This is a genomic window from Flavimobilis sp. BM9 (genome assembly GCF_058313055.1).
Genome location: NZ_JBZEMO010000001.1, coordinates 484486 through 506755, shown reverse-complemented (window position 1 = coordinate 506755; position 22270 = coordinate 484486). Strand labels below are relative to the sequence as shown.

At 70.5% G+C, this 22270-nt stretch carries 20 protein-coding genes; 11 read left to right on the top strand and 9 right to left on the bottom strand.

Going from position 1 to position 22270, the window contains the following annotated elements; all coding sequences use genetic code 11:
- Positions 1-190 precede the first annotated feature (190 nt).
- Positions 191-1798 (bottom strand): peptide ABC transporter substrate-binding protein, encoded by a 1608-nt coding sequence (locus AC4F3Q_RS02200; protein ID WP_491038834.1) that lies wholly within the window; start codon positions 1796-1798, stop codon positions 191-193.
- Positions 1799-2291: 493 nt separating this feature from the next.
- Between AC4F3Q_RS02200 and AC4F3Q_RS02195 the strand changes: the two genes are divergently transcribed.
- Together AC4F3Q_RS02195 and AC4F3Q_RS02190 are read left to right on the top strand one after the other, a co-directional pair.
- Positions 2292-2906, top strand: a complete 615-nt coding sequence (locus tag AC4F3Q_RS02195) for an NAD(P)-dependent oxidoreductase (RefSeq protein ID WP_491038546.1) — start codon at positions 2292-2294, stop codon at positions 2904-2906.
- An 8-nt stretch (positions 2907-2914) separates the two neighbouring features.
- Entirely contained in the window at positions 2915-3568 is a 654-nt protein-coding gene (locus tag AC4F3Q_RS02190) for an alpha/beta hydrolase family protein (protein ID WP_491038545.1), read from the top strand.
- A 119-nt stretch (positions 3569-3687) separates the two neighbouring features.
- Here AC4F3Q_RS02190 and AC4F3Q_RS02185 read toward each other — a convergent pair whose 3' ends face one another.
- Positions 3688-4116, bottom strand: coding sequence for a VOC family protein (locus AC4F3Q_RS02185; protein ID WP_491038544.1), 429 nt, complete (start codon positions 4114-4116; stop codon positions 3688-3690).
- A gap of 74 nt (positions 4117-4190) precedes the next feature.
- Here AC4F3Q_RS02185 and AC4F3Q_RS02180 point away from each other — a divergent pair, with 74 nt between their 5' ends.
- Complete coding sequence (locus AC4F3Q_RS02180; protein ID WP_491038543.1) at positions 4191-4556, top strand: MerR family transcriptional regulator; 366 nt, start codon at positions 4191-4193, stop codon at positions 4554-4556.
- Between the two features lie 97 nt (positions 4557-4653).
- Here AC4F3Q_RS02180 and AC4F3Q_RS02175 read toward each other — a convergent pair whose 3' ends face one another.
- From AC4F3Q_RS02175 to ychF, 3 genes are all read right to left on the bottom strand, one after another.
- Positions 4654-6621: an ATP-binding protein gene (locus AC4F3Q_RS02175; RefSeq protein WP_491038542.1), complete on the bottom strand. Its 1968-nt coding sequence runs from the start codon at positions 6619-6621 to the stop codon at positions 4654-4656.
- A 105-nt stretch (positions 6622-6726) separates the two neighbouring features.
- Positions 6727-7278, bottom strand: coding sequence for a hypothetical protein (locus AC4F3Q_RS02170; protein ID WP_491038541.1), 552 nt, complete (start codon positions 7276-7278; stop codon positions 6727-6729).
- 964 nt (positions 7279-8242) lie between these two features.
- The gene (gene ychF, locus AC4F3Q_RS02165) at positions 8243-9328 is read right to left on the bottom strand and encodes a redox-regulated ATPase YchF (protein ID WP_491038540.1); all 1086 of its coding nucleotides are present in this window, start codon (positions 9326-9328) and stop codon (positions 8243-8245) included.
- A 24-nt stretch (positions 9329-9352) separates the two neighbouring features.
- Here ychF and AC4F3Q_RS02160 point away from each other — a divergent pair, with 24 nt between their 5' ends.
- On the top strand, positions 9353-10717 hold the full coding sequence (locus AC4F3Q_RS02160) for an MFS transporter (protein ID WP_491038539.1): 1365 nt from the start codon (positions 9353-9355) through the stop codon (positions 10715-10717).
- A 4-nt stretch (positions 10718-10721) separates the two neighbouring features.
- Here AC4F3Q_RS02160 and AC4F3Q_RS02155 read toward each other — a convergent pair whose 3' ends face one another.
- The gene (locus tag AC4F3Q_RS02155; protein WP_491038538.1) at positions 10722-12287 is read right to left on the bottom strand and encodes a hypothetical protein; all 1566 of its coding nucleotides are present in this window, start codon (positions 12285-12287) and stop codon (positions 10722-10724) included.
- Complete coding sequence (locus AC4F3Q_RS02150; protein WP_491038537.1) at positions 12269-13048, bottom strand: ABC transporter ATP-binding protein; 780 nt, start codon at positions 13046-13048, stop codon at positions 12269-12271. The genes AC4F3Q_RS02155 and AC4F3Q_RS02150 overlap by 19 nt, the downstream gene beginning before the upstream one ends.
- A 71-nt stretch (positions 13049-13119) precedes the next feature.
- Here AC4F3Q_RS02150 and AC4F3Q_RS02145 point away from each other — a divergent pair, with 71 nt between their 5' ends.
- Together AC4F3Q_RS02145 and cysM are read left to right on the top strand one after the other, a co-directional pair.
- Positions 13120-14454 carry a DNA recombination protein RmuC gene (locus tag AC4F3Q_RS02145; RefSeq protein WP_491038536.1) on the top strand — a complete coding sequence of 445 codons (1335 nt, stop codon included), beginning with the start codon at positions 13120-13122 and terminating at the stop codon, positions 14452-14454.
- A gap of 35 nt (positions 14455-14489) precedes the next feature.
- Positions 14490-15395 carry a cysteine synthase CysM gene (cysM, locus tag AC4F3Q_RS02140; protein ID WP_491038535.1) on the top strand — a complete coding sequence of 302 codons (906 nt, stop codon included), beginning with the start codon at positions 14490-14492 and terminating at the stop codon, positions 15393-15395.
- Here the strand turns inward: cysM and AC4F3Q_RS02135 are convergent.
- Both AC4F3Q_RS02135 and AC4F3Q_RS02130 read right to left on the bottom strand, forming a co-directional pair.
- A complete protein-coding gene (locus AC4F3Q_RS02135; RefSeq protein WP_491038534.1) occupies positions 15365-16192 on the bottom strand; it encodes a putative protein N(5)-glutamine methyltransferase in 828 nt (275 codons plus the stop codon). The genes cysM and AC4F3Q_RS02135 overlap by 31 nt on opposite strands.
- Before the next feature lie 11 nt (positions 16193-16203).
- A complete protein-coding gene (locus AC4F3Q_RS02130; protein ID WP_168446950.1) occupies positions 16204-17262 on the bottom strand; it encodes a 4-hydroxy-3-methylbut-2-enyl diphosphate reductase in 1059 nt (352 codons plus the stop codon).
- A gap of 126 nt (positions 17263-17388) precedes the next feature.
- On the opposite strand from AC4F3Q_RS02130, the gene xseA reads away from it, so the two are divergent.
- The 5 genes from xseA (at position 17389) to AC4F3Q_RS02105 (ending at position 22205) form a co-directional block, all read left to right on the top strand.
- Positions 17389-18648 carry an exodeoxyribonuclease VII large subunit gene (xseA, locus tag AC4F3Q_RS02125; protein WP_491038533.1) on the top strand — a complete coding sequence of 420 codons (1260 nt, stop codon included), beginning with the start codon at positions 17389-17391 and terminating at the stop codon, positions 18646-18648.
- Between the two features lie 75 nt (positions 18649-18723).
- Positions 18724-18978 (top strand): exodeoxyribonuclease VII small subunit, encoded by a 255-nt coding sequence (locus tag AC4F3Q_RS02120; RefSeq protein WP_168446123.1) that lies wholly within the window; start codon positions 18724-18726, stop codon positions 18976-18978.
- Complete coding sequence (locus AC4F3Q_RS02115; protein ID WP_491038532.1) at positions 18978-19928, top strand: carbohydrate kinase family protein; 951 nt, start codon at positions 18978-18980, stop codon at positions 19926-19928. The genes AC4F3Q_RS02120 and AC4F3Q_RS02115 overlap by 1 nt, the downstream gene beginning before the upstream one ends.
- Before the next feature lie 76 nt (positions 19929-20004).
- On the top strand, positions 20005-20688 hold the full coding sequence (locus tag AC4F3Q_RS02110) for a carbonic anhydrase (protein ID WP_491038531.1): 684 nt from the start codon (positions 20005-20007) through the stop codon (positions 20686-20688).
- A gap of 89 nt (positions 20689-20777) precedes the next feature.
- Positions 20778-22205: a class II fumarate hydratase gene (locus tag AC4F3Q_RS02105; protein WP_168446126.1), complete on the top strand. Its 1428-nt coding sequence runs from the start codon at positions 20778-20780 to the stop codon at positions 22203-22205.
- Positions 22206-22270 lie beyond the last annotated feature (65 nt).

The following is a 22270-nucleotide window of genomic DNA, read 5'->3' as shown; positions in this document are numbered from 1 at the left end:
GTCGGATCGACCTAGATCCGCCAGACGACTCTAGTAGACGCACGAGCCTCGAGGCGTCGACGCGCGCACGATCGCGTCGGGGCACGACCGTGGGGGGTGGGACTCGGTCCCACCCCCCACGTCGTCATGCGGAGGTCGGTCGGGCCGGACGCGTCCGGCCCGACCGACCTGAGATGTCACCGGAGGGTGATCACCACTTGCTGATGGCGTCGGCCTTGGCCCACAGCTCCTTGGCCTTCTCCGGGTTGTACGTGAGAACCTCGGAGCCCTGGAGCTTGTCGTTCCAGCCGGCGATGACCGGGGACGTGAAGTCCTTGGCCGGGGTGCGGGTGCCCTCGAAGATCGCCTTCGTGATCGCGTCACGGTCGATCGACATCGAGATCGCCTGGCGGCGGAGGATGCCCTCCTCGCCCGAGAAGTGCTCGAGCTTCTCGGGGATGGTGAAGGACTGGAACACGGCCGAGGCCTGGTTCACGGCGCGGCCGTTGAGGTCACCCTCGAACGTGGAGAACGCGCTGTCCGGGACGGCGTCGAGGACGTCGAGGTTGTTCGCGAGCAGGTCCGTGTACGCGGTGTCCTGCGACGTGTAGAACGAGAAGCGGATGCCCTTGTTCTGCGGCGTGCGGGGGCCGTCGTAGTCAGGGTTCGGCACGAGGTCGATCGACGTGTCGTGCTTCCAGCTGCCCTCCTTGACGATGTACGGGCCGTTGGCGATCGGGGCCTGGCCGTAGGCCTCCATGTCCTCGAACGCGACGGACGGCAGCGGCATGAACGCCGTGTAGCCCAGGCGCAGCGGGAAGTCAGCCTCGGGCTGCTTCAGCTTCACCGTGAACGTCTGGTCGTCGACGATCGTGAGACCGGTGAGCTCGGAGTCCTCGTCGTACGAGAAGCCCTCGATCGACTCGAAGAAGTAGGAGCTCAGCTGGGCGTTCTTGAGGAGCGCGCCGTAGTTCCACGCGTCCACGAACGACTTCGCGGTGACCTCTTCGCCGTTCTGGAACTTGTGGCCAGACTTGATCTTGATGGTCCAGGTCTGGCTGTCGTCGCTCGTGATCGACTCGGCGAGCTCGTTCTGCGGGGAGCCGTCAGCCTTGTAGGACACGAGACCCTGGAAGATCTGGTCCATGATGCGGCCGCCGCCGGTCTCGTTGGTCATGCCGGGGAGGAGCGGGTTCGCGGGCTCGGAGCCGTTCGCGAGGACGATGCCGTCGCCGTTGTCCTTCTTGACGGCCGAGTAGATCGGCTGCGAGTTCCAGCCGAACTCGACGTCGGTGACGTTCTCGGACGAGCCGCCCGTGACGTTCGAGTACCACAGCGGGATCGCGGGCAGGTCGGTGAAGAGCTGCTCCTGCGCCTGGTCGAAGAAGCCGTTGGCCTCCTCGACGGACTTCGCGGCGAGACCCTGGCGGAGGAGCCCGTCGAAGTTCTCGTTGGTGTAGTCACCGTCGTTGGAGCCAGCGCCCGTGCCGTAGAGCGGGCCGAGGAAGTTGTAGAGCGACGGGTAGTCCGCCTGCCATCCGGTGCGGAACGCGCCGGTCATCTTCCGGTCCTGGACGTCCTTGCGGAGCTCCGCGAACGTCGCGTACGGCTGGCCCTCGGCCTGGATGCCGAGCGTGTTCTTGATCGAGTTGGCGACTGCGTCGACCCAGGCCTGGTGGCCTCCGTCACCGTTGTACGCGATGGTGAACTTCGTGGTCGAGGTGCTCGTCGGGGCCGAGCTCGAGGTGTTGTCGCCGTCACCGCTGCACGCGGTCAGGGCGAGCGCGCCGACGGCGGTCAGAGCCACCGCAGCGTGCATCCGCTTGTTCTTCAATGTTCCTCCTCGTGGGGGTGGCCCCCCTCGGGCTTGGCGCTTGAGCGCCGAGGCACCGACAGCCATCGGTGCAGCCTGGGGCAGCCACGTACAGAACCAACTGTGGTTCTTGGAGACGGTACACAGCAAATCCGCTGATTAGGGGGCCCTGACCTCGTTCTGCGAGCCAATCGTTACAGTTCCGGGATATACGGTTCGTCCACACCGTGCGCCCACCGCGACACCACACGACGCTGCTACCTGCGCAAACGCCGGGGCGTCCCAGATGTTGGACGCTGTCATATCGCCTGATAGCGAAAAGCGAGAGAGACTTGGGTCACACCGCGAGGGCTCTTCCGACAAATGCCCAAGATGTGACCCTCACTATCTCAGGCAGCGGACTGTTAACTTCATGTAACAGTTGCTCGTAGCAACGCTCAACCCGCCGCCTGTCCCCTGCCGACCCGGGACCACGCGGCGACGACCCCCAGGGGGGCACGTGAAGATCTGCATCATCGGCGGTTCCCAGGGAACCGGAGCCCAGCTCGCCACGCTCGCCACCGAGGCGGGGCACGACGTCGTCGTGATTTCCCGCCGCGGGACGGCACCCGCAGGCACCACCGCCCTCGCAGGCAGCGCGACCGATCTCGATGCCGTCACGCGCGCCGTCACCGGAGCGGACGCCGTCGTCGTCACTGTCGGCGGGGCCAAGGGCGTGCAGCACCAGCGCGCCTCCGTCGCACGGACCGTCATCAAAGCGATGCGTGCGGCGGGCGTCCGCCGCCTGGTCGTGCAGTCCTCCCTCGGCGCGAGCGGTTCCTCCGTGCAGCTCCCCCGCGCGATCCGCGGCCTCACGATGCTCGCGCTCGCCAAGCCGCTCGCCGACCACGACGAGCAGGAGGCGGCGGTCACGGCCTCCGGCCTCGACTGGACGATCGTGCGTCCGAGCGGCCTCACGGATAAGCCCGCGACGGGCACCTGGACCGCCCTCGAGGTCGGCCAGCCCGGCACGCTGCGCGGCACCATCCCGCGCGCGGACCTCGCCGCGTTCATGCTCAGCCTCCTGCCCGACGACGCCGCGCTCGGCAAGGCGTTCGGCGTCAGCTCGCGCTGAGGCCCCGCATGAACGTCGACGTCTCCACCGAGCTCGGTCCTGGCCGGCTCGTCGTCGCCCCGGCGACTGACGCCCGAGCGGTGCTCTGGCTCGGGCACGGCGCTGGCGGCGGCATCGACGCGCTCGACCTCGCAGCGCTCGCCGACGCGCTGCCTGCGGCAGGAGTCACGGTCGTGCGGTACGAGCAGCCGTGGCGCGTCGCAGGCCGCAAGGTTGCGCCGCGTCCCGCAGCCCTCGACGTCGGCTGGCTCGCCGCTGCTCCGCACGTCACGCGGATCGCTGATGGGCGACCGCTCGTCGTCGGCGGCCGCAGCGCGGGAGCGCGGGTCGCCTGCCGGACCGCGCAGTCTGTCGCGGCGGCTGGCGTCGTCTGCCTCGCCTTCCCGCTGCACCCGCCGGGCAAGCCCGAACGCTCCCGCATCGACGAGCTGCTCCTGCCGAGCGTCCCCAGGCTCGTCCTCCAGGGGGATCGCGACACGTTCGGCACCGCCGACGACGTCCGCGGGGCACTCGCCGCAGCCCCGGCCTCCGACGTCCGCGTCACCGCGGTGCCGGGCGCCGACCACTCCATGAAGGTGCTCAAGTCCTCCCCCGTCGGCGCGACCGCCGTCGCGCGGCTCGTCGTCGACGACGTCCGCACGTTCGTCGAGTCGCTCGGCTGAGGGCGCAGCGTGCTGCTGGACTACCTCCCGACGTCGCGCGGACCGGCGGTCGAACCGACGGGCGCCCATGCGAAGTGGGAGACGCTCCATCTCTGGCGTTGGGCAGGGCGGCCGCGCGCTCAGGGCGACTTGAAGCCCGGTCGCGCGCGTCGCTCTTCAACGCTCTCCAGTTCTTGGAAGAGGGTGACCTCGAGGTCGGCGGGCGCATGGAGACGCGAGTTCAAGGATCTCCACGGCGTTTCACGCGGCTCCGCGATCACCTCCGCGCCCGCCGAAGCGAGCTCGCGGGTCACTCCCTGACTGTCGTCGACCTCGAACGCCACGCGGATGCGGGCACTGGGCGTTCCGTCCGCCTCTGCTGCGTCGATCAGTCTCACCTGAGCGGGGTTGGACAGTTCCAGCGTGGCCTGGCCAGCGTCAAGAATCGCGACGCGGGCCCCGCCATCACCTTCGAAGGCCGCGCGCTCCGGGAGACCGAGCACGTCGCGGTAGAACTCGAGGGCGACGTCGAAGTCTGTCGCCTCGACGACCAGGCGAAGTTGCTTCACACGGGGTGTCTGCGCTTCTTGTCGTGTCATGCTGACGACCGTAGGACCTGACACCAATGTGAGAGGCAAGGGGCATGCGCATCGGTGAGCTCTCGCAGCGGACCGGTGCGAGCATCCGGTCGCTGCGGTACTACGAAGAGCGGGGCCTCATCGTTCCGACCCGTTCCGCGAGCGGTCAGCGTTACTTCAGCGAGACGGACGTGGATCGGGTGGCGATCGTCCGACAGCTGCTTGCGGCGGGACTCAACACGGCGACGATCGGCGACGTCCTGCCCTGCATGTCGGACCCTGCGTCACAGACATCGCTCCTGACCGAGCGTCTCATCGAGGAGCGAGATCGTCTGACGAGGGAGATCGCGCAGCGCGTGGCCACCCGTCAGGCGCTCACGCGGATCATCGAGGCAGCGCCCCCACCACCGCCTCCGAGCATCACACGTTGAAGCGGGACTCCACCGAGTTCCGGCACGTACCAACCTGTAGCGATGCAGCCACGGGTACCCGTTGCCGCAGGCCAAGACTCACAGATGGGGATCCGACCTAGCTCGGATCGTCCTCCGAGAAGAGCCCCTCCGGCAGGACGTCTGCGTGGTGCTCGCGCAGGTACCGCTTGACGTCGAGGAGTGAAGCATCGTGCTGCAGCCCGCGCTTGTAGTAGAGCAAGCGCTGATCCGCGGACTCGAGGATCTCCGACCAGCGCCGCACCCAGACCCTGTAGCGCAACGGCGAGTTCGGGTCGAGCTCGGACTCATCGAGCAGCCCCGACTCACGGCCACGCTGGTTGATGTCGCGCCGCACGTCGTTGTTGTAGTCGTTGACGACGAGCACGAAGTCCCAGACGGTGTGAGTGCCGGCAAACTGCGGATCCTCGACGATGGCACGCGCATAGCCCTTGATCTGGTTGGCTTCCTTGTACGACGCAACCACAGAGGGGGCCTTCAGCTCCACAACCAGGTGGCGCTTCGTCTCGTGCTCGGGTGCCGCCAGGGAGAACATCAAGTCCAGGCGGCCCTGGCTGCCGTCGGTCTTCGTGACCTTCGAAACAGGCTCCCCCTCGCGGCCAAGCATGCTGAGGTGCTGCTCGAGCGCCCGGGTTAGACCGATCTCCGAGCTCATCATGTTGAACTGCTCCCCGAACACCCAACTCTCGCGCTCCAGGATCCTGTGCAGGTGGTCCCGCTCCTTGACCAGCCCCTTGGCTTCGGGGTTGAAGACGATCTCGCGAAGTGCGCTCAGGAAGTCCAGGCGGTCGGTCACGTCGGTTGTCGCCCGAATCAGCCGCGAGAGCGGTGTCCGCTCAAGCAGGCGATCGAGCTCTTCGCTCTCGCCTTCGGTCAGCCCGACGTACTGGTTCAGGAGCGTCTTCACGCCATCCGGGTTCCGCTGGAGCGTGTCCTTGAGGAGCCCCAGCGTCAGCTTCTCCTGGCCGCGGGTCTTGGGGATGTGCCGACGAACAGCGGTCGCAACGACATCGAAAGTCGCTCGCTCAACCACTTCCTCCTCCGAGGCGGGATCGCCTTCGTACGGGTATGCCTTGGTCTCTTTCCAGCGGTCAACAAGCTGGCGGCGCTGCTCAGAACGGCGGGCTTCGAAGTGGTCCTCGAGTGTGGAGCCCACGACCTCCATCAGGGATCCGAGCAGCGAGGTCTCCTGCTCCATATCGACGAGCAGCACCTCGTTGGCATGCTCCGTCATGTCCTCCCACAGGACGTACGCAGCGAAGTTGAAGTCGGCGAAGCGCCTGATCGGCGTCTCATCGACGGGAACGCCCTTTTCGTCGCAGAGATAGAGCGTCCGGCCCTTCACATCCCGCCACTCGACGACTTTCAGTGCGGCGCGGCGCTCGGCTCCGTCGTAGGACCACTTCAGCTCGTGCGTCGTCTCGCGCTCGATGCTTGCGGCGGGGTCGATCCTTACTCCGTCGTACCGGACTTCGATCGTCGGGAAAGTCAGCAGATGCAGAGCAAGGGCAGCACCGATGCGCGGCCGTGCGGCGTCGCCTTCGAGCCGGCCGAGCGAGTCGCGGCCTTCAGCCCGGAACTCCGTGTAGGTCGGTCCCTGGGCATCGACAGGATTGGGGCCGGAGAAGTCGTTGCGATGGTCAATCGTCGACGACACGCGAGTCATCTTGAACGTGCCCGTGGCATCCTGGCCAACGGTCTCCCAGGTGATGCGGGTTCCCAGCGCGAAGGCGCGCAGACGCCCCTGGCCAAGCCTGCCGTGCAGGGGCCGCTTCTCGCGCTCGGTGACGCGCGCCCCGAGCTTCCAGGAGTTCCCCACCCACTTGAAGTCCTGCTCGACGCGTTCCGGGCTCATGCCGAGGCCGTCATCGCGTACGGTGACGCCGACAATGCCGTCCGCGACGTTGCGGTCGAGAGTAACTGACACCTCGTTGGCGTCAGCATCAAGGCTGTTCCAGATCAGCTCGATGACCGCTCGCACCGGGTCAGTCTCACCGGCGAGGCGCTGGACCAAGTCGTTTCCAGCGGTGAGCGTAATTCGAGGCATGACCTCAGTGTGCCAGTAGCCGGCGACACGCGTCGCGACCGCGGCGGGATGTTAAGGCGGTCCACGGCCTCAGGCTGCTCCGGTTTAGCCGCGAAGCGAAGAGGCCTACTCCAGCGGCTGGATCCGGGGGTTGGTCCGCGGCGGCAGATCCCAGCCGTGACGTTCATGGATGTCCTTGACGTACTCCTCGGCGTTGGCCTGGAGCTTGGCAAGGACAGCCGCGTCGTGGCCGATCGATCGGAAGTGGCGCAGGTTGCTGCTCAGCGCGTGCGCCCAGCTCATCAGCGGGTCGAGGTTCTCCACCCGCCGTTCGACGGTGTCGCCCGGCTTGGCTGCCTCCATCACCTGCCGTCCGATGGTCGCGCCCAGTGTGCGCTCGGCCTCCAGCCACGAGTCGATGCCGTCCCACCCATCGAGCTGGTCCACGAGCGCGATCGACCTGATGCGCAGATTGGCCAGCCGCTCCCCCACGGGCTCTGCGGTGGGATCGAACCCGATGAGGCGCTGGACGGCTTCCTGCACCGCGAGCCAGCGTGCATCCTCAGACGCCTTGCGCGACTCAGCGAGTGCTTCGTTGGCACGCTTGTTGGCTTGGTAGGTCCCGACGCCCGCGACGATCAGCGACAGTGCTGAGATGACCAGCGCGAGGATGTCCATGGCCCGATCTTGCCACGCTGCCCGGAGACAGCGAGGGCGCTGCCCGCTATTGCCGACGGCACTGCCGGACCAATGCGATCGAGGGTTAAGTCGGCAAACACGGGCCGTGCTCCCGCCGCCGCGGTTCGGGCATGTTCGGGTTCTCGCGATCGTACGCCTCGGTCGCACGACGGATCATCTCTTCGTCGTAGCGACACGATGCTTGGAAGATCGAAATAACAGCCTTAATCACGATCTCTATCGACACGCTTGACTTGAATCCCCGCTGCCGGATTTCTATTTGATCTCCAAACCTTCCATAGGTCATCCTCATACGTTCTGGCATACCACGCTGCCAGACCATGCTCTTTGAGTTGGAAATCACGCTTGATTTGCTGCGGATCCACCCCTGCCGACCGTCGAAGCTCCTCTAGAAACGCTCGGGGCATGGCCTTTCTAACCGTCAAGCCTCGCGCCTTCCGCGCATACCACCTTCCGGCACCATCCGGAGTTTCAACGAACCATCCGTGATTTCCCGGCAACCTTGGAGCCGGTTGCTTCCTTCGCCACCGCAAGGAAGCGGGGTCGACGTCGGCCCCCTGGACACGAAGGCGGTCCACGACGTCCTGCGCATAGTCAGGAGCCTCGGCCTGGCTCTCCGAGTCGTCACTCTCAGATTCGACAGCCCCGGGATCATAGTCCAGTGCCGATTCACGTTCGGCGTCACGTAACTGGATGGAGTGAATCTTCTCGACGAGATCCTTAAGGGCACCAGCTTCGCGATCCTGGCGTCGAGCAATGATATAGGTCAACCAAACGGCGAAGACGCCGGCACAAGCCGCAAGCGCGGTCGCCGCTGTTGGCTGATCGATTACGACAGTGACCGCGGCCGAGCTTCCCAACAGAACGCCCGACCAAAATATTGTCCTGGCGCCTTTTTCCCCGAGCATCACTAGAATAGCCCCCTGAGTTGTATCGCTGATGTCTACACGTTGAAGCGGAACTCCACGACGTCGCCGTCCTGCATGACGTAGTCCTTGCCCTCGACGCGGGCCTTGCCCGCGGCGCGGGCGGCGGCGACCGAGCCGGCCTCGACGAGGTCGTCGAAGCCAATGACCTCAGCCTTGATGAAGCCGCGCTCGAAGTCGGTGTGGATCACCCCGGCCGCCTGCGGGGCGGTCCAGCCCCGGCGGATCGTCCAGGCGCGCGACTCCTTCGGGCCTGCCGTCAGGTAGGTCTGGAGGCCGAGCGTGTGGAAGCCGACGCGGGCGAGCTGATCGAGGCCAGCCTCCTCCTGCCCGTTGTCCGCGAGCATCTCCGCGGCCTCCTCGGGCTCCAGCTCGACGAGCTCGGACTCGAACTTGGCGTCGAGGAAGATCGCGTCGGCGGGCGCGACGTGGGCGCGCAGCTCAGCCTGGAACGCCTCGTCGGCAAGGCCTGCGTCGTCCGTGTTGAACACGTAGATGAACGGCTTCGCCGTCATGAGCTGCAGCGAGGCGAGCTCCGCGAGGTCGAGCTTCTCGGCGTCGGCCGCGGAGAAGAGGGTGCGTCCCGACTCGAGGATGGTCTGCGCGCGCTGGGCAGCCGCCAGGAGGGCGGGGTCGCCCTTCTTGATCTTGACCTCCTTCTCCATGCGCGGGACCGCCTTCTCCAGCGTCTGGAGGTCCGCCAGGATCAGCTCGGTGTTGATCGTCTCGATGTCATCCTTCGGCGAGACCTTGCCGTCGACGTGCACCACGTCCGGGTCCGCGAACGCGCGCGTCACCTGGCAGATCGCGTCCGCCTCACGGATGTTCGCGAGGAACTTGTTGCCGAGGCCCTCGCCCTCGCTCGCGCCACGCACGATGCCCGCGATGTCCACGAAGGACACGGTCGCAGGCAAGATGCGCTCCGAGCCGAAGATCTCCGCGAGCTTGTTCAGCCGCGGGTCCGGCAGCGGCACGACGCCGACGTTGGGCTCGATCGTCGCGAACGGGTAGTTCGCCGCGAGCACCTGCGCGCGCGTTAGAGCGTTGAAGAGGGTCGACTTGCCGACGTTGGGGAGTCCGGCGATCCCGATAGTGAGGGCCACGGTCGCCAAGTCTAGAGTGCATCGGTGACCACCGAACCCTCCACCCCCGACCAGCCCGCCCCGACCGCCGGCTCGCGCGTCCTCGTCGTCGGCATGGTCGCGCTGATCACCGTGGGTGCGTTCGAGGCTCTCGCCGTCTCCACGGCGATGCCCGTCATCGCGGAGGCGCTCGACGGGCTCGGCCTGTACGCGGCCGCGTTCTCGCTCACGCTCGCGACATCGGTCATCGGGATGGTCGTCGCCGGAGCCCTCGCCGACCGTGCCCGGCCGGTGCAGCCGCTCCTCGTCGGCGTGGTCGCGTTCGCCCTCGGGCTCCTCGCCGCCGGCCTCGCCACGAGCATGACCGTCCTGCTCGTCGGTCGCGCCCTGCAGGGCCTCGGCTCCGGGATGTTCGTCGTCGCGCTGTACGTGATCGTCGCGCGCGCCTTCCCGGCCGGGCAGCGCGCCAAGGTGCTCGCCGCGTTCTCCGCCGCGTGGGTCGTGCCGTCGCTCGTCGGCCCGATGATCTCCGGCTTCATCGTGCAGACCTTCGGATGGCGCTGGGTGTTCCTCGCCGTCGTCGTCATCGCCGTGCCCGCCGCGGTGATCATCGTCATGACGACGTGGCGCGTCCCCGCGCCCGACATGACCGCCGACGGCGCCTCGACCGGCCCGCTGCCGTGGCGGCGCTTCGGGCTCGCGACGCTCGCCGGGGCCGGCGTCGCCGCCATGTCCCTCGGGGCGGCCACCGACGGAGCCGCGCGCACCGCGCTCGTCGCGGGCGGCGCGCTCGTCGCCGCCGTCGCCGGGACGCCGCTCCTGCCCCGAGGCACGCTCCGCGCCGCCCGCGGCCTGCCGACCGTCATCGCGCTGCGCGGCATCGTCGCCGCCGCGTTCTTCGCGACCGAGGTGTTCCTCCCGCTGATCCTGCAGACCGAACGCCACATGTCCCCCGCGAGCGCCGGCACGATCCTCACGGTCGGGGCGGTCACGTGGGCGACCGGCTCAGCCGTGCGCGGCCGCGGGCACTGGACCCCCACGACCTACCTGCGCCTCGGCTCGACGCTCATCGCGGTCGCGATCGTCGCCGCCGCGACCCTCGTGCTCCCCGGCTCCCCCGTCGCGTTCGCCTGGGTCGGCTGGGCGTGCGGCGGCTTCGGGATCGGCATGATCTACCCGACGCTCGCCGTCCTCGTGTTCGACCTCGCTGCACCGCACGAGCAGGGTGCGAGCACGTCCGCGCTCCAGGTGTCGGACTCGCTCATGAGCGCGTTCGTCCTCGCCCTCTCCGGGACGGCCGTGTCAGCGCTCGTCGCGCACGTCGGCGTCGGCGGCTACGCCGTCGGGTTCGCGGCGACGCTCCTGCTCGCGCTCCTCGCCGTCGTCATCTCGCCGCGCGTCGTCAAGTGAGGCGTCAGCCGACCATCCGCAGGCGCTGCATCAGCTCGGGCACGCCCGCGTCGTAGAGCCTCGCGCCGAGGCGCAGGCCCACCGCAGCGACAGCGGCGCCCAGCGCCGGGCCGACGACGACGAGGGCCCAGGCCGCAACGTCGCCTCCGCGCATCGCGAGCACCGCGAGCGCGACGAGCGGCGCGACGAGCACGAGCAGGACTGCCCACGCGGCGCCCTGGACGACGAGGTTCGCGGTCGCCGACCCCTGCGGCGTCGAGAGCGGCCCGTCGCCAGGCCGCGGCACGGCGAAGACGAAGCGCGCGGAGATGATGCTCGACAGCCCGGCCGACGCTCCGAACACGCCCAGCGACAGCCCCAGGACCGCCGCCAGCTGGTCCCACCGCCCGGTGAGCGCCGCAGCGGCGACGGCGCTCGCCACGATGATCGGCAGCCCCACGATGCACAGGGCGATGAACCGCCCGAGGCGGTCGTCGCGCCCACGCACGCCGCACGCGACGTGCAACCAGAACGCGGTGTTGTCGTACGCGACGTCTGCCGCGATCGCCCAGCCGAGCGTGAACGCCACGAGCGGCGTCACCACGAGCAGCATCGCCGTGTGCGAGCCGTCCGTGAGGAAGTACACCGCGACAGCCACGACGGGCAGCACGGTCAGGTTGCCGACGTACCGCACGTCCCGCACCCAGTACGTCAAGCACCGCGCCGCGACAGCCCACGCGGGCGTCGTCGGGACCCAGGCGAACACTCCCGGGCCGTGCGTCCTGCGCGAGCCGACCTCGTCGGACAAGGGCGACACGAGCACCCGCCCGACACCGCGCGCCCACACGACCACGAGCGCGACGGTCGTCAGCAGCGCCACCGCGAGGTGCGCGCCCGCCGCCGGCCAGTCACGGTGCGCGACCGCCACCGGGACGGCCCACGCCGCCCCGGGCGGCGTCCACGAGACGACCTCGACGATCTTGGGCACGAGGTCGGCCCCCTCGCGCAGCGTCCGCCCCAGGTTGACGACCACGGGGCCCGCGATCGCGACCGGCACGAGCACCATGAGGCCCGCGACCTCCCGGAAGCGACGCGTGCGCATGAGCGGAGCGAGCAGCGTCGTCGTCGCGCGGGAGCCCACCACGCACTGCGCCACCACGATCGGTGCCACGACGAGCCCGGCCGCCGTGGCGCACCTGTCCGGCAGCCAGAGCAACGGCAGGAGGGACGTGAGCGCGACCGTCGCCAGCCCCGGCACCCCGATGACGGCAGCGAGCGCCATGCCTACCAGCAGACGCCGACGGTCGGTGCCGAACGTCGCGAACCGGGGCGGAGCGAGGCTCGAGTCCACCCCGAACGCCATGAGCGGCAGGACCCACCACCCGAGCACGAGGATCGCCCCGACGAGCACGCCGGTCGACTCGAAGAGCTCGTCAGAGACGCGACGCGTGAAACCCACCCCGCCGAGGACCACCAGCACGACCACCACGGCGTTGCCGAGCGCGAGCAGCGTGCCCAGCGCGAACCAGACGCTGCGTCGCAGCGAGTTGGCGTACAGCTGCAGGCGCAGCCTCAGGACGTGCGCAACCACTCCAGCCCCTGCCCCTCGCGCCGCCCGCCGACGAGCTCGACGAACGTCTCGTCGAGGCTGCGCGTGCCGCGCACCTCGTCGACCGTCCCCGCAGCGAGGACGTGCCCGCCCGCGATGATCGCGACGTGGTCGCACATCCGCTGCACGAGGTCCATGACGTGCGACGACACGACGACCGTGCCGCCGCCGTCGACGTAGTGCCCGAGGATCTGGATGATGTTCGTCGCCGAGACCGGGTCGACCGCCTCGAACGGCTCGTCGAGGATCATGACGCGCGGTGCGTGCACCATGGCCGTCGCGAGCGCGATCTTCTTCGTCATGCCAGCCGAGTAGTCGATCACGAGGGTGCCTGCCTCGCGGGTGAGGTCGAACGCGTCGAGCAGCTCGGCCGTGCGGGTGGCGACCGTCTCGCGGTCCATGCCGCGCAGCAGCCCCGCATACGTGACCATCTGCGCGCCCGTCAGCCGGTCGAAGAGCCGCATGCCGTCAGGCAGCACGCCGAGCGTGCGCTTGGCCGTGTCCGGGTCGCGCCACAGGTCGAAGCCCTGGACGTGCACGCTCCCCGCGTCCGGACGAAGGAGTCCCGTCGCCATCGAGAGCGTCGTCGTCTTGCCTGCGCCGTTGGGCCCGACGAGGCCGTAGAACGAGCCGGCCGGCACGGTCAGGTCGATGCCCGCGACCGCGGTCTTCTCGCCGAACCGCTTCCACAGCCCGCGCAGGGCGAGCGCGGGCGCGCTCTCGCGGGTGGACGACGTCGACATGACCCGAGCGTACGGGACCTCGCCGCGCGTGGCGGGGGCGGATTGTCAGTGCCCCCTGCCAGGGTGGCGCCATGGACATGAGCCCGACCGCGTTCGCGGTGTCGTTCGTCGCCCTCGCGCTCGCCTTCGTCGCCGGGTACCTCCTCGCAGGCGCACGTCGCGGCGCTGACGAACGTCGTACCGCCCTGCGTGCCGAGCGCCTCGCTGCGGAGCTCGACGCCGAGCGTCGGGCCGCGGCGCAGCGCGAGGAGATCCTCGCGCACGAGCGGCAGCAGGCCGCGACGCAGTTCCGTGACCTCGCCGCCGAGGCGCTCGCGACGAGCTCCGAGCGTCTGCTCGAGCTCACCGAGCAGCGCGTCCGCACGACGCAGGTCGCGGGCCAGGCCGACATGGAACGACGCGAGGCGGCCGTGCGCGCGCTCGTCGACCCGCTCGCGACGACGCTCGCGCAGCTCAAGTCCCAGGTCGCTGACGCCGAGCGCGCCCGGCTCACCGGGACGTCGACGCTGACCGAGCAGGTCCGCGCGATGCGCGAGTCGTCGGAGCTGCTGCGGGCCGAGACGGGCCGCCTGGTCACCGCGCTGCGGTCCGCGCAGGTGCGTGGGCGCTGGGGCGAGACCCAGCTGCGCCGGGTCGTCGAGAGCGCGGGGATGCTCGCACGCGTCGACTTCGTGGAGCAGTCGAGCGTGCGCACCGACGACGGGCTGCTGCGCCCTGACATGGTCGTTCGGCTCGCAGGCGGCAAGAACGTCGTCGTCGACGCGAAGGTGCCGTTCAACGCGTACCTCGAAGCATCCGAGACGGACGACCCCGCCATGCGTGCCGAGCGGCTCGCCGCCCACGCCCGCGCCGTGCGGCGCCACGTCGACGAGCTCGCGGGCAAGCGCTACTGGGAACAGCTCGCGCCGTCACCCGAGTTCGTCGTGCTGTTCGTCCCCGCAGACCCGTTCCTCCACGCTGCGCTCGAAGCAGACCCAGGGCTTGTGGAGCACGCGTTCGACCGCAACGTCGTCGTCGCGACACCCATGACGCTCCTCGCGCTGCTGCGCACCGTCGCGTACGCGTGGCGCCAGGAGACGCTCGCCGACAACGCCCAGCAGGTGCTCTCCCTCGGCAAGGAGCTGCACGGCCGTCTCGCGACCCTCTCCGGGCACCTCGGCAGGCTCGGCCGCGCGATCGAGAGCAGCGCCGCCGCCTACAACCAGACGATCGGCTCCCTCGAGACCCGCGTCCTCGTCTCCGCCCGCCGGTTCCAGTCGCTCGGCGTCGTCGACGACGAGCTCGAGAGCCCCGCCCCCGTCGACCCGCGCCTGTCGACCGTGAGCGCACCCGAGCTCGTGGCCGCGCAGCGAGACGACGCCGCCCGCGTCCCCGACCTCGCCGACCGGGTCCGTAGCCTGGGCTGAGCGACGCACCGCCGCACCGAGACGTGGAGGAACCGATGGGCGAGCAGCAGTACCCGACGATCGAGTCGACCGTCGGGTCGACTCCCCTGGTCCGGCTCCAGCGCCTCGCCGAGGACGCCGCCCCCGGGACGGTCGTCCTCGCCAAGCTCGAGGGCAACAACCCGGCAGGCTCCGTCAAGGACCGGCCCGCGCTGTCCATGATCGCCCGCGCCGAGGAGCGCGGGGACATCCGCCCGGGCGACACCCTCATCGAGGCCACGAGCGGCAACACCGGCATCGCGCTCGCCATGGCCGCCGCGATCAAGGGCTACCGGCTCATTCTCGTCATGCCCGAGGACCTGTCCGTCGAGCGCGCCCGCACCATGCGGGCCTACGGCGCCGAGCTCGTCCTCACCGCCCGCGAGCGCGGCATGGAGCACTCGCGCGACGTCGCAGCCGCCATGGTCGCCGCCGGAGAAGGCATCGTCCTCGACCAGTTCGCCAACCCCGACAATCCCGCCGCCCACGAGGCGAGCACCGGACCCGAGCTGTGGCAGCAGACGAGCGGACGACTCACCCACCTCGTCTCGTCGATGGGCACGACCGGGACGATCACCGGGACCGGCCGCTTCCTCAAGAAGCAGTCCGGCGACGTGCGCATCGTCGGCGTCCAGCCCGAGGAAGGCGCCCGCATCCCCGGCATCCGGGCCTGGCCGCAGGAGTACCTCCCCCGCGTCTACGACCCGAGCGTCGTCGACGAGCTCCGGTACGTCAGCCAGACCGACGCCGAGGACACGATGCGGGCGCTCGCCCGCCGTGAAGGCATCTTCGCCGGTGTCTCGTCCGGCGGCGCGGCAGCTGTCGCGCTCCGTCTCGCCCGAGAGACCCCGGACGCGACGATCGTCTTCATCGTCGCGGACCGCGGCGACCGCTACCTGTCCACCGGAGTGTTCCCCGACTGACCGGCGCGGGCAGTCGCACGGGTTCCGACGACGACCGTCGCGTCCAGCTCGTCCGAGCGCTCCACCCGGACCTCGAGGCCGCGCGCCGCGAAGACCTCCGCCGAGCCCGCCGCCTGGCGCTCGCTCGTCTCCACGAGGACGTGCCCGCCCGGCGCGAGCCACCCGCCCACCTGGTCCGCGAGCCGACGGTGCAGGTCCAGGCCGTCCCGCCCGCCGTCGAGCGCGTGCCTCGGCTCGTGGTCCCGCGCCTCGCGCGGCATCAGGTCGACCTGCTCGCTCGGCACGTACGGCGCGTTCGCGACCACCACGTCCACGCGTCCCCGCAGCCTGGCAGGCAGAGCCGCCAGCAGGTCCCCCTCGTGCACCTCGCCGGCGAACGGCGCCACGTTCTGGCGGGCGAAGCCGAGCGCGACCGGGTCGACGTCGCACGGGTGCAGCTCCGCCGTCGCCCCCTGCGCCTGCTCCACCCGGTGCGCGACGAGCGCACCGATCGCGCCGCACCCGCAGCACGCGTCCACGAGCACCCCGCCCGGCGGCACCATGCCGACCGCAAGGTCGACGAGCAGGAGCGAATGCTGCCGCGGCACGAACACGCCCGGCCCCACCGCGAACGAGGCACCGCCAAGCTCCACCCGGCCGACGACGTGCTCGAGCGGCTCACCCGCCACGCGCCGCGCGACGAGCGCCGCGAGCCGGTCACCGTCCGCGGCAGCGCGAAGAACCGCTGCCTCGTCCTCCGCGAACACGCACCCGGCGCGGCGGAGCTCCGCGACCAGCTCGTCGACGCGAGGATCCACGAGGGCTGCGGCTAGGCGGGGTCGAACGGGAGGGAGCGGCGCCCGCCGCGCGCAGGACGCGCGGGGCTCTGCCCCGACTCCTTGAGCGCGGTCCGCAGCTCGCGCGGGAGCGAGAACATGAGGTCCTCGGTCGCGGTGCGCACCTCGGAGACGTCCGCGAACCCTCGCTCGGCGAGGTAGGCGAGGACGTCCTGGACGAGGATCTCGGGGACAGACGCACCGGACGTCACGCCGACCGTCGCGACGCCGTCGAACCACGACGGGTCGATCTCCTTCGCGTAGTCGACGAGGAATGCCGCCCGTGCGCCGTACTCCTTCGCGACCTCGACGAGACGCACCGAGTTCGAGGAGTTGCGCGAGCCGACCACGATCACCAGGTCGCACTCGGGGGCCAGCTTCTTGACCGCCACCTGACGATTCTGCGTCGCGTAGCAGATGTCGTCGCTCGGCGGGTCCTGCAGCGTCGGGAACCGCTCGCGCAGGCGCCGCACCGTCTCCATCGTCTCGTCGACCGAGAGCGTCGTCTGCGAGATCCAGACGACCTTGTCCGGGTCCCGCACCGTCACGCGGTCGACCTCGTCAGGCGAGTTCACGACCTGGACGTGCTCGGGGGCCTCGCCCGCCGTGCCCTCGACCTCCTCGTGGCCCTCGTGGCCGATCAGCAGGATGTCGTAGTCGTCCGCCGCGAACCGCACCGCCTCGCGGTGCACCTTGGTCACGAGCGGGCAGGTCGCGTCGATCGTCTCGAGCGAACGCCGAGCTGCAGCCTCGTGCACCGCCGGCGAGACGCCGTGCGCCGAGAACACGACCCGCGCGCCCTCGGGCACCTCGTCCGTCTCGTCGACGAAGACCGCTCCACGCTCGGAGAGCGTCTCCACGACGTACTTGTTGTGCACGATCTCCTTGCGGACGTACACGGGTGCGCCGTAGTGCTCGATCGCCTGCTCGACGGCGACGACCGCCCGGTCGACGCCCGCGCAGTAGCCGCGCGGGGCAGCCAGCAGCACCCGCTTCGCCGCCGTGCCGTCGCCTCGCTCCACCGCGGCGTCGTCACGGCGGTGGCGCCCCACGGCGGGGGCTCCGGAGGTCCGGGGCGCGAGGGTCTCGGTCACCTCGCAAGTCTAGGTGACCGCCCTCGCCGCGGACCGGACGGTACGTGGAGAGCCTGTGTCACCCCCGTGGCCGATGATGGGGGCGTGACCGATGCTCCCCTCCCCTCCTCCGTGGCCCCTGACGGTCCCTTGCCGGCGCGCGCCCTCGACACGACGGCGGAGCGGCCGTGGCCCGTGCGGCTGCTGTCGGCGAAGATCGCGGAGTACATCGACAAGATGTCGCCCGTCTGGATCGAGGGGCAGGTCGTCCAGCTCAACCGCCGCCCGGGCGCGGGCATGGCGTTCCTGACGCTGCGCGACACCGACGCGGACGTGTCGTTGCCCGTCGCGATGTACGCGAAGGTGCTCGCCGGGCAGACGACGCCGCTCGCGGAGGGCGCGCACGTCGTCGTCCACGCGAAGCCGACGTTCTGGAAGGGCCGCGGCTCGTTCCAGATGCAGGCCGACGAGATCCGCGCGCTCGGCCTCGGCGACCTCCTCGCGCGGATCGAGCACCTCAAGTCGATCCTCGCCGCGGAGGGCCTGTTCGCTGCCGAGCGCAAGCGACCGCTGCCGTTCCTGCCGCGCGTCGTCGGGCTCGTGTGCGGCCGCGAGTCCAAGGCGGAGCACGACGTCGTGGTCAACGCGCGCGCACGCTGGCCGGAGGTGCGCTTCGAGATCCGCGAGGTCGCGGTGCAGGGCACCGCAGCCGTGCCGCAGGTGACCGCCGCGATCGCCGAGCTCGACGCTCGCGAGGACGTCGAGGTGATCGTCGTCGCCCGCGGTGGCGGCGCCGTCGAGGACCTCCTGCCGTTCTCGAACGAGGCGCTCGTCCGGGCGGCCGCCGCGTGCCGCACCCCGCTCGTCTCGGCGATCGGCCACGAGACCGACTCACCGCTGCTCGACCTCGTCGCCGACTTCCGCGCCTCGACCCCGACCGATGCCGCGAAGCGCATCGTGCCAGACGTCGCGGAGGAGCGGCTACGGCTCCGACAGGCGCGCGAGCGGATGCAGCGCGCCGTCCGCGGGCGTCTCGACCGCGAGCAGCACGGCCTCGACGCGATCCGCTCACGGCCCGTGCTCGCGGATCCGGGCTCGATGATCGAGCGCCGCTCGGACGACGTCGAGCAGCTCGCGCGGCACGGCCGCAGCGCGTTCTCCGCGGCGCTCTTGCGCGCAGGCGCCGAGGTCGACCGGCTGCGCGCGCAGGTCCGCGCACTGTCCCCCGCGTCCGTGCTCGAGCGTGGCTACGCCGTCGTGCAGGTCGCCGACGGCAGCGTGCTGCGCGACGCCGCCCAGGTCGCGTCAGGTGACGCGCTGCGCGTCCGCCTCGCCGACGGTGAGGTCGCCGCGACCGTCGACTGACCGTCGGACGCCCGACGGACCGGCAGCCGACACAGGGCGGACGGCCCGGAGCGTGTCGGTCGCCTTGGCTACGGTATGTCCGTGACCACATCCCAGCCGCTGCCCGACGTCGGATCCCTGAGCTACGAGGACGCGCGCGACGAGCTCGTCCAGGTCGTCGCGCGGCTCGAGGCCGGTGGCGAGCCGCTCGAGGCGAGCCTCGCGCTCTGGGAGCGCGGCGAGGCGCTCGCCGCCCGCTGCCAGACGTGGCTCGACGGCGCTCGCGAGCGGCTCGAGTCCGCGCACCAGCGCGCGGCAAGCACGGCGACCGACGAGAAGGACGAGGACTGATGGCCCCCAAGACTGCTCTCGGGGCGGCCGACGCCGCACCCGCCCAGGTTCTCGTCGTCGGTGAGGCGCTCATCGACGTCGTGCACCGCCTGGACGGCACGGTCGACGAGCACCCGGGCGGCAGCCCCGCGAACGTCGCGATCACGCTCGGCCGCCTCGGCCGCGCTGTCGAGCTCCTCGCGTGGCTCGGCGAGGACGCCTACGGCTCGATGATCCGGCGGTGGCTCGGCGCGTCCGGCGTCGCCCTCGCGCCCGGCGCCACGGGTGCCGCGCAGACGTCGATCGCGACCGCGCAGCTCGACGAGAAGGGCGCCGCGTCGTACGACTTCGAGATCGAGTGGCGCATGCCCGCGGACGTCGACGTCCCGCAGAGCACGGTGGCGATCCACTCGGGCTCGATCGCCGCGACGCTCGCACCCGGCGGGGACGACGTCGTCGCGCTCATGCGCCGCTTCCAGCCGAGCGTGACGATCACGTACGACCCGAACGTCCGCCCGACGCTCATGGGCATGCCGCTCACCGCGGCGCCGCGCATCGAGGAGCTCGTCATGCTCGCGGACGTCGTCAAGGTCTCCGACGAAGACCTTGCCTGGCTGTACCCGCACCGCGCCCCCGAGGTGAGCGCTGCCCTGTGGCAGAAGCGCCAGGGCAGCATCGTCGTCATGACGCGTGGCGGCGAGGGCGCGGTCGCCTGGTACCCGGGAGGCACCGTCGAGGTGGCCGCTCCTCCGACGGAGGTCGCCGACACGGTCGGCGCCGGCGACTCGTTCATGGGGGCGCTCATCGACGGCCTGTGGTCCGCCGACCTGCTCGGCGGCGCACGCCGCGCCGCGCTCAGGGCGATCGACGCCGACGCGCTCACCGCCGTGCTCGAACGCTGCACGAAGGTCGCCGCGATCACCGTGTCCCGCCCGGGAGCCAACCCGCCGCGGCTCGACGAGCTCGACTGAGGCACACGTCGCGGCGGCACGGCTGGAATGTGGACGCGCGCTGCGAGACCGACGGACGCGACGCATGATGTCCACCATGAGCAACCGCACCGACGGCACGGCCGCCTCCTCCTCCGTGACCGGCCCGATCTCGACCCCCGCCGAGGCGTGGGCTGCGCTCCGGGACGGCAACCAGCGCTTCGTCCGGGACGAGATGGCGCACCCCTCGCAGGGCGCCGGCAGGCGGCAGGAGCTCGCCGTCGCGCAGAACCCGTTCGCCGTGATCTTCGGGTGCTCCGACTCGCGTGTCGCCGCCGAGATCATCTTCGACCAGGGGCTCGGCGACACGTTCGTCGTGCGGACGGCCGGGCACGTCCTCGACACGACGGTCATCGGCTCGATCGAGTACGGGATCGGTGTGCTCGACGCCCGCCTCGTCGTCGTGCTCGCCCACGACTCGTGCGGCGCCGTCGCGGCGGCAGCCCACACCCTCGCGACGGGCGAGCAGGCCACGGGATTCGTCCGCGCGGTCGTCGACCGGGTCATCCCATCGATCGTGAACGTCACGAGCCGCGGCGAGGACGTGCGTGACGAGAACCTGCTCCGTCGCGAGCACGTCCGCCACACCGTCGACCAGCTCTACGGGTACTCGGCGGCGATCCGAGCGGCGGTCGACGAGGGCCGTGTCGCGATCGTGGGTGTCGAGTACACGCTCGCGGACGGGCGTGCGACGCTCCTCGAGGTCAAGGGTGACGTCGGCGAGTCGCCTGCCATCGCCTGACTCTGACGGGCGGCGTGACCCAGGTCACACCCGAGCCCTGTCGTGCCGTCACGGCGCCCGCACGCCCTGCGGTGCGGCACGATGGGACCATGACTGACAACGCCGTCGGCAGCACGCCGAACTCGCAAGGATTCCGCATCGAGCACGACACGATGGGCGAGGTGCGCGTGCCTGCCGCCGCGCTCTACCGCGCCCAGACGCAGCGCGCCGTCGAGAACTTCCCGATCTCCGGCTCGCGCCTCGAGCGCGGCCACATCGAGGCCCTCGCCCGCGTCAAGAAGGCCGCCGCGCGCGCGAACGCCGAGCTCGGCGTCCTCGACCAGGACGTCGCGGACGCGATCGTCGCCGCCGCCGACGCCGTCGCTGCGGGCGAGCACGACGACCACTTCCCCGTCGACGTCTACCAGACCGGCTCCGGCACGTCGTCGAACATGAACACGAACGAGGTCCTCGCGACGCTCGCGAGCCGCTCGCTCGGCCGCGAGGTCCACCCGAACGACCACGTCAACGCCTCGCAGTCGTCCAACGACGTGTTCCCGACGTCGGTCCACGTCGCCGCCACCTCCGGCGTCGTGCGCGACCTCGTCCCGGCGCTCGAGCACCTCGCCGCGGCGCTTGGCGCGAAGTCCGAGGAGTTCGCCGAGGTCGTGAAGTCCGGCCGCACGCACCTCATGGACGCGACGCCCGTGACGCTCGGGCAGGAGTTCGGCGGCTATGCGGCCGCCGTGCGCTACGGCGTCGAGCGCCTGCAGGCCGCGCTCCCCCGCGCGGCCGAGGTGCCACTCGGCGGCACCGCCGTCGGCACGGGCATCAACACCCCGGCAGGCTTCCCGCAGCGCGTCATCGAGCTCCTCGTCGAGGACACCGGGCTCCCTCTGACCGAGGCGCGCGACCACTTCGAGGCGCAGTCGGCGCGCGACGGCCTCGTGGAGCTGTCCGGCGCGCTCCGCACGATCGCGGTCTCCCTCACGAAGATCTGCAACGACCTGCGATGGATGGGATCAGGCCCCAACACGGGCCTCGGCGAGATCTTCATCCCCGACCTGCAGCCGGGCTCGTCGATCATGCCGGGCAAGGTCAACCCGGTCGTCCCTGAGGCCGTCCTCATGGTTGCTGCCCGCGTCATCGGCAACGACGCGACCGTCGCCTGGGCGGGCGCGAGCGGCTCGTTCGAGCTCAACGTGCAGATCCCCGTGATCGCGTCGGCCGTGCTCGAGTCGATCCGTCTGCTCTCGACGTCGTCGCGCGTGCTCGCCGACCGCACGGTCGACGGGATCACCGCCAACGTGGAGCGCGCTCGCGCGCTCGCCGAGTCGTCGCCGTCGATCGTCACGCCGCTCAACCGTGTGATCGGCTACGAGGCGGCGGCGAAGGTCGCGAAGCACTCCGTCAAGAAGGGCCTCACGGTCCGCGAGGCCGTCATCGACCTCGGCTTCGTCGAGCGTGGCGAGGTCACCGAGGAGCAGCTCGACAGCGCGCTCGACGTGCTGTCGATGACGCGTCCGCCGCAGGCCTGACACCTCGAGCGAAGGGTCCGTCGGCGGCGCCGACGGACCCTTCGCTCTGCCGCGTCAGCGCGGGC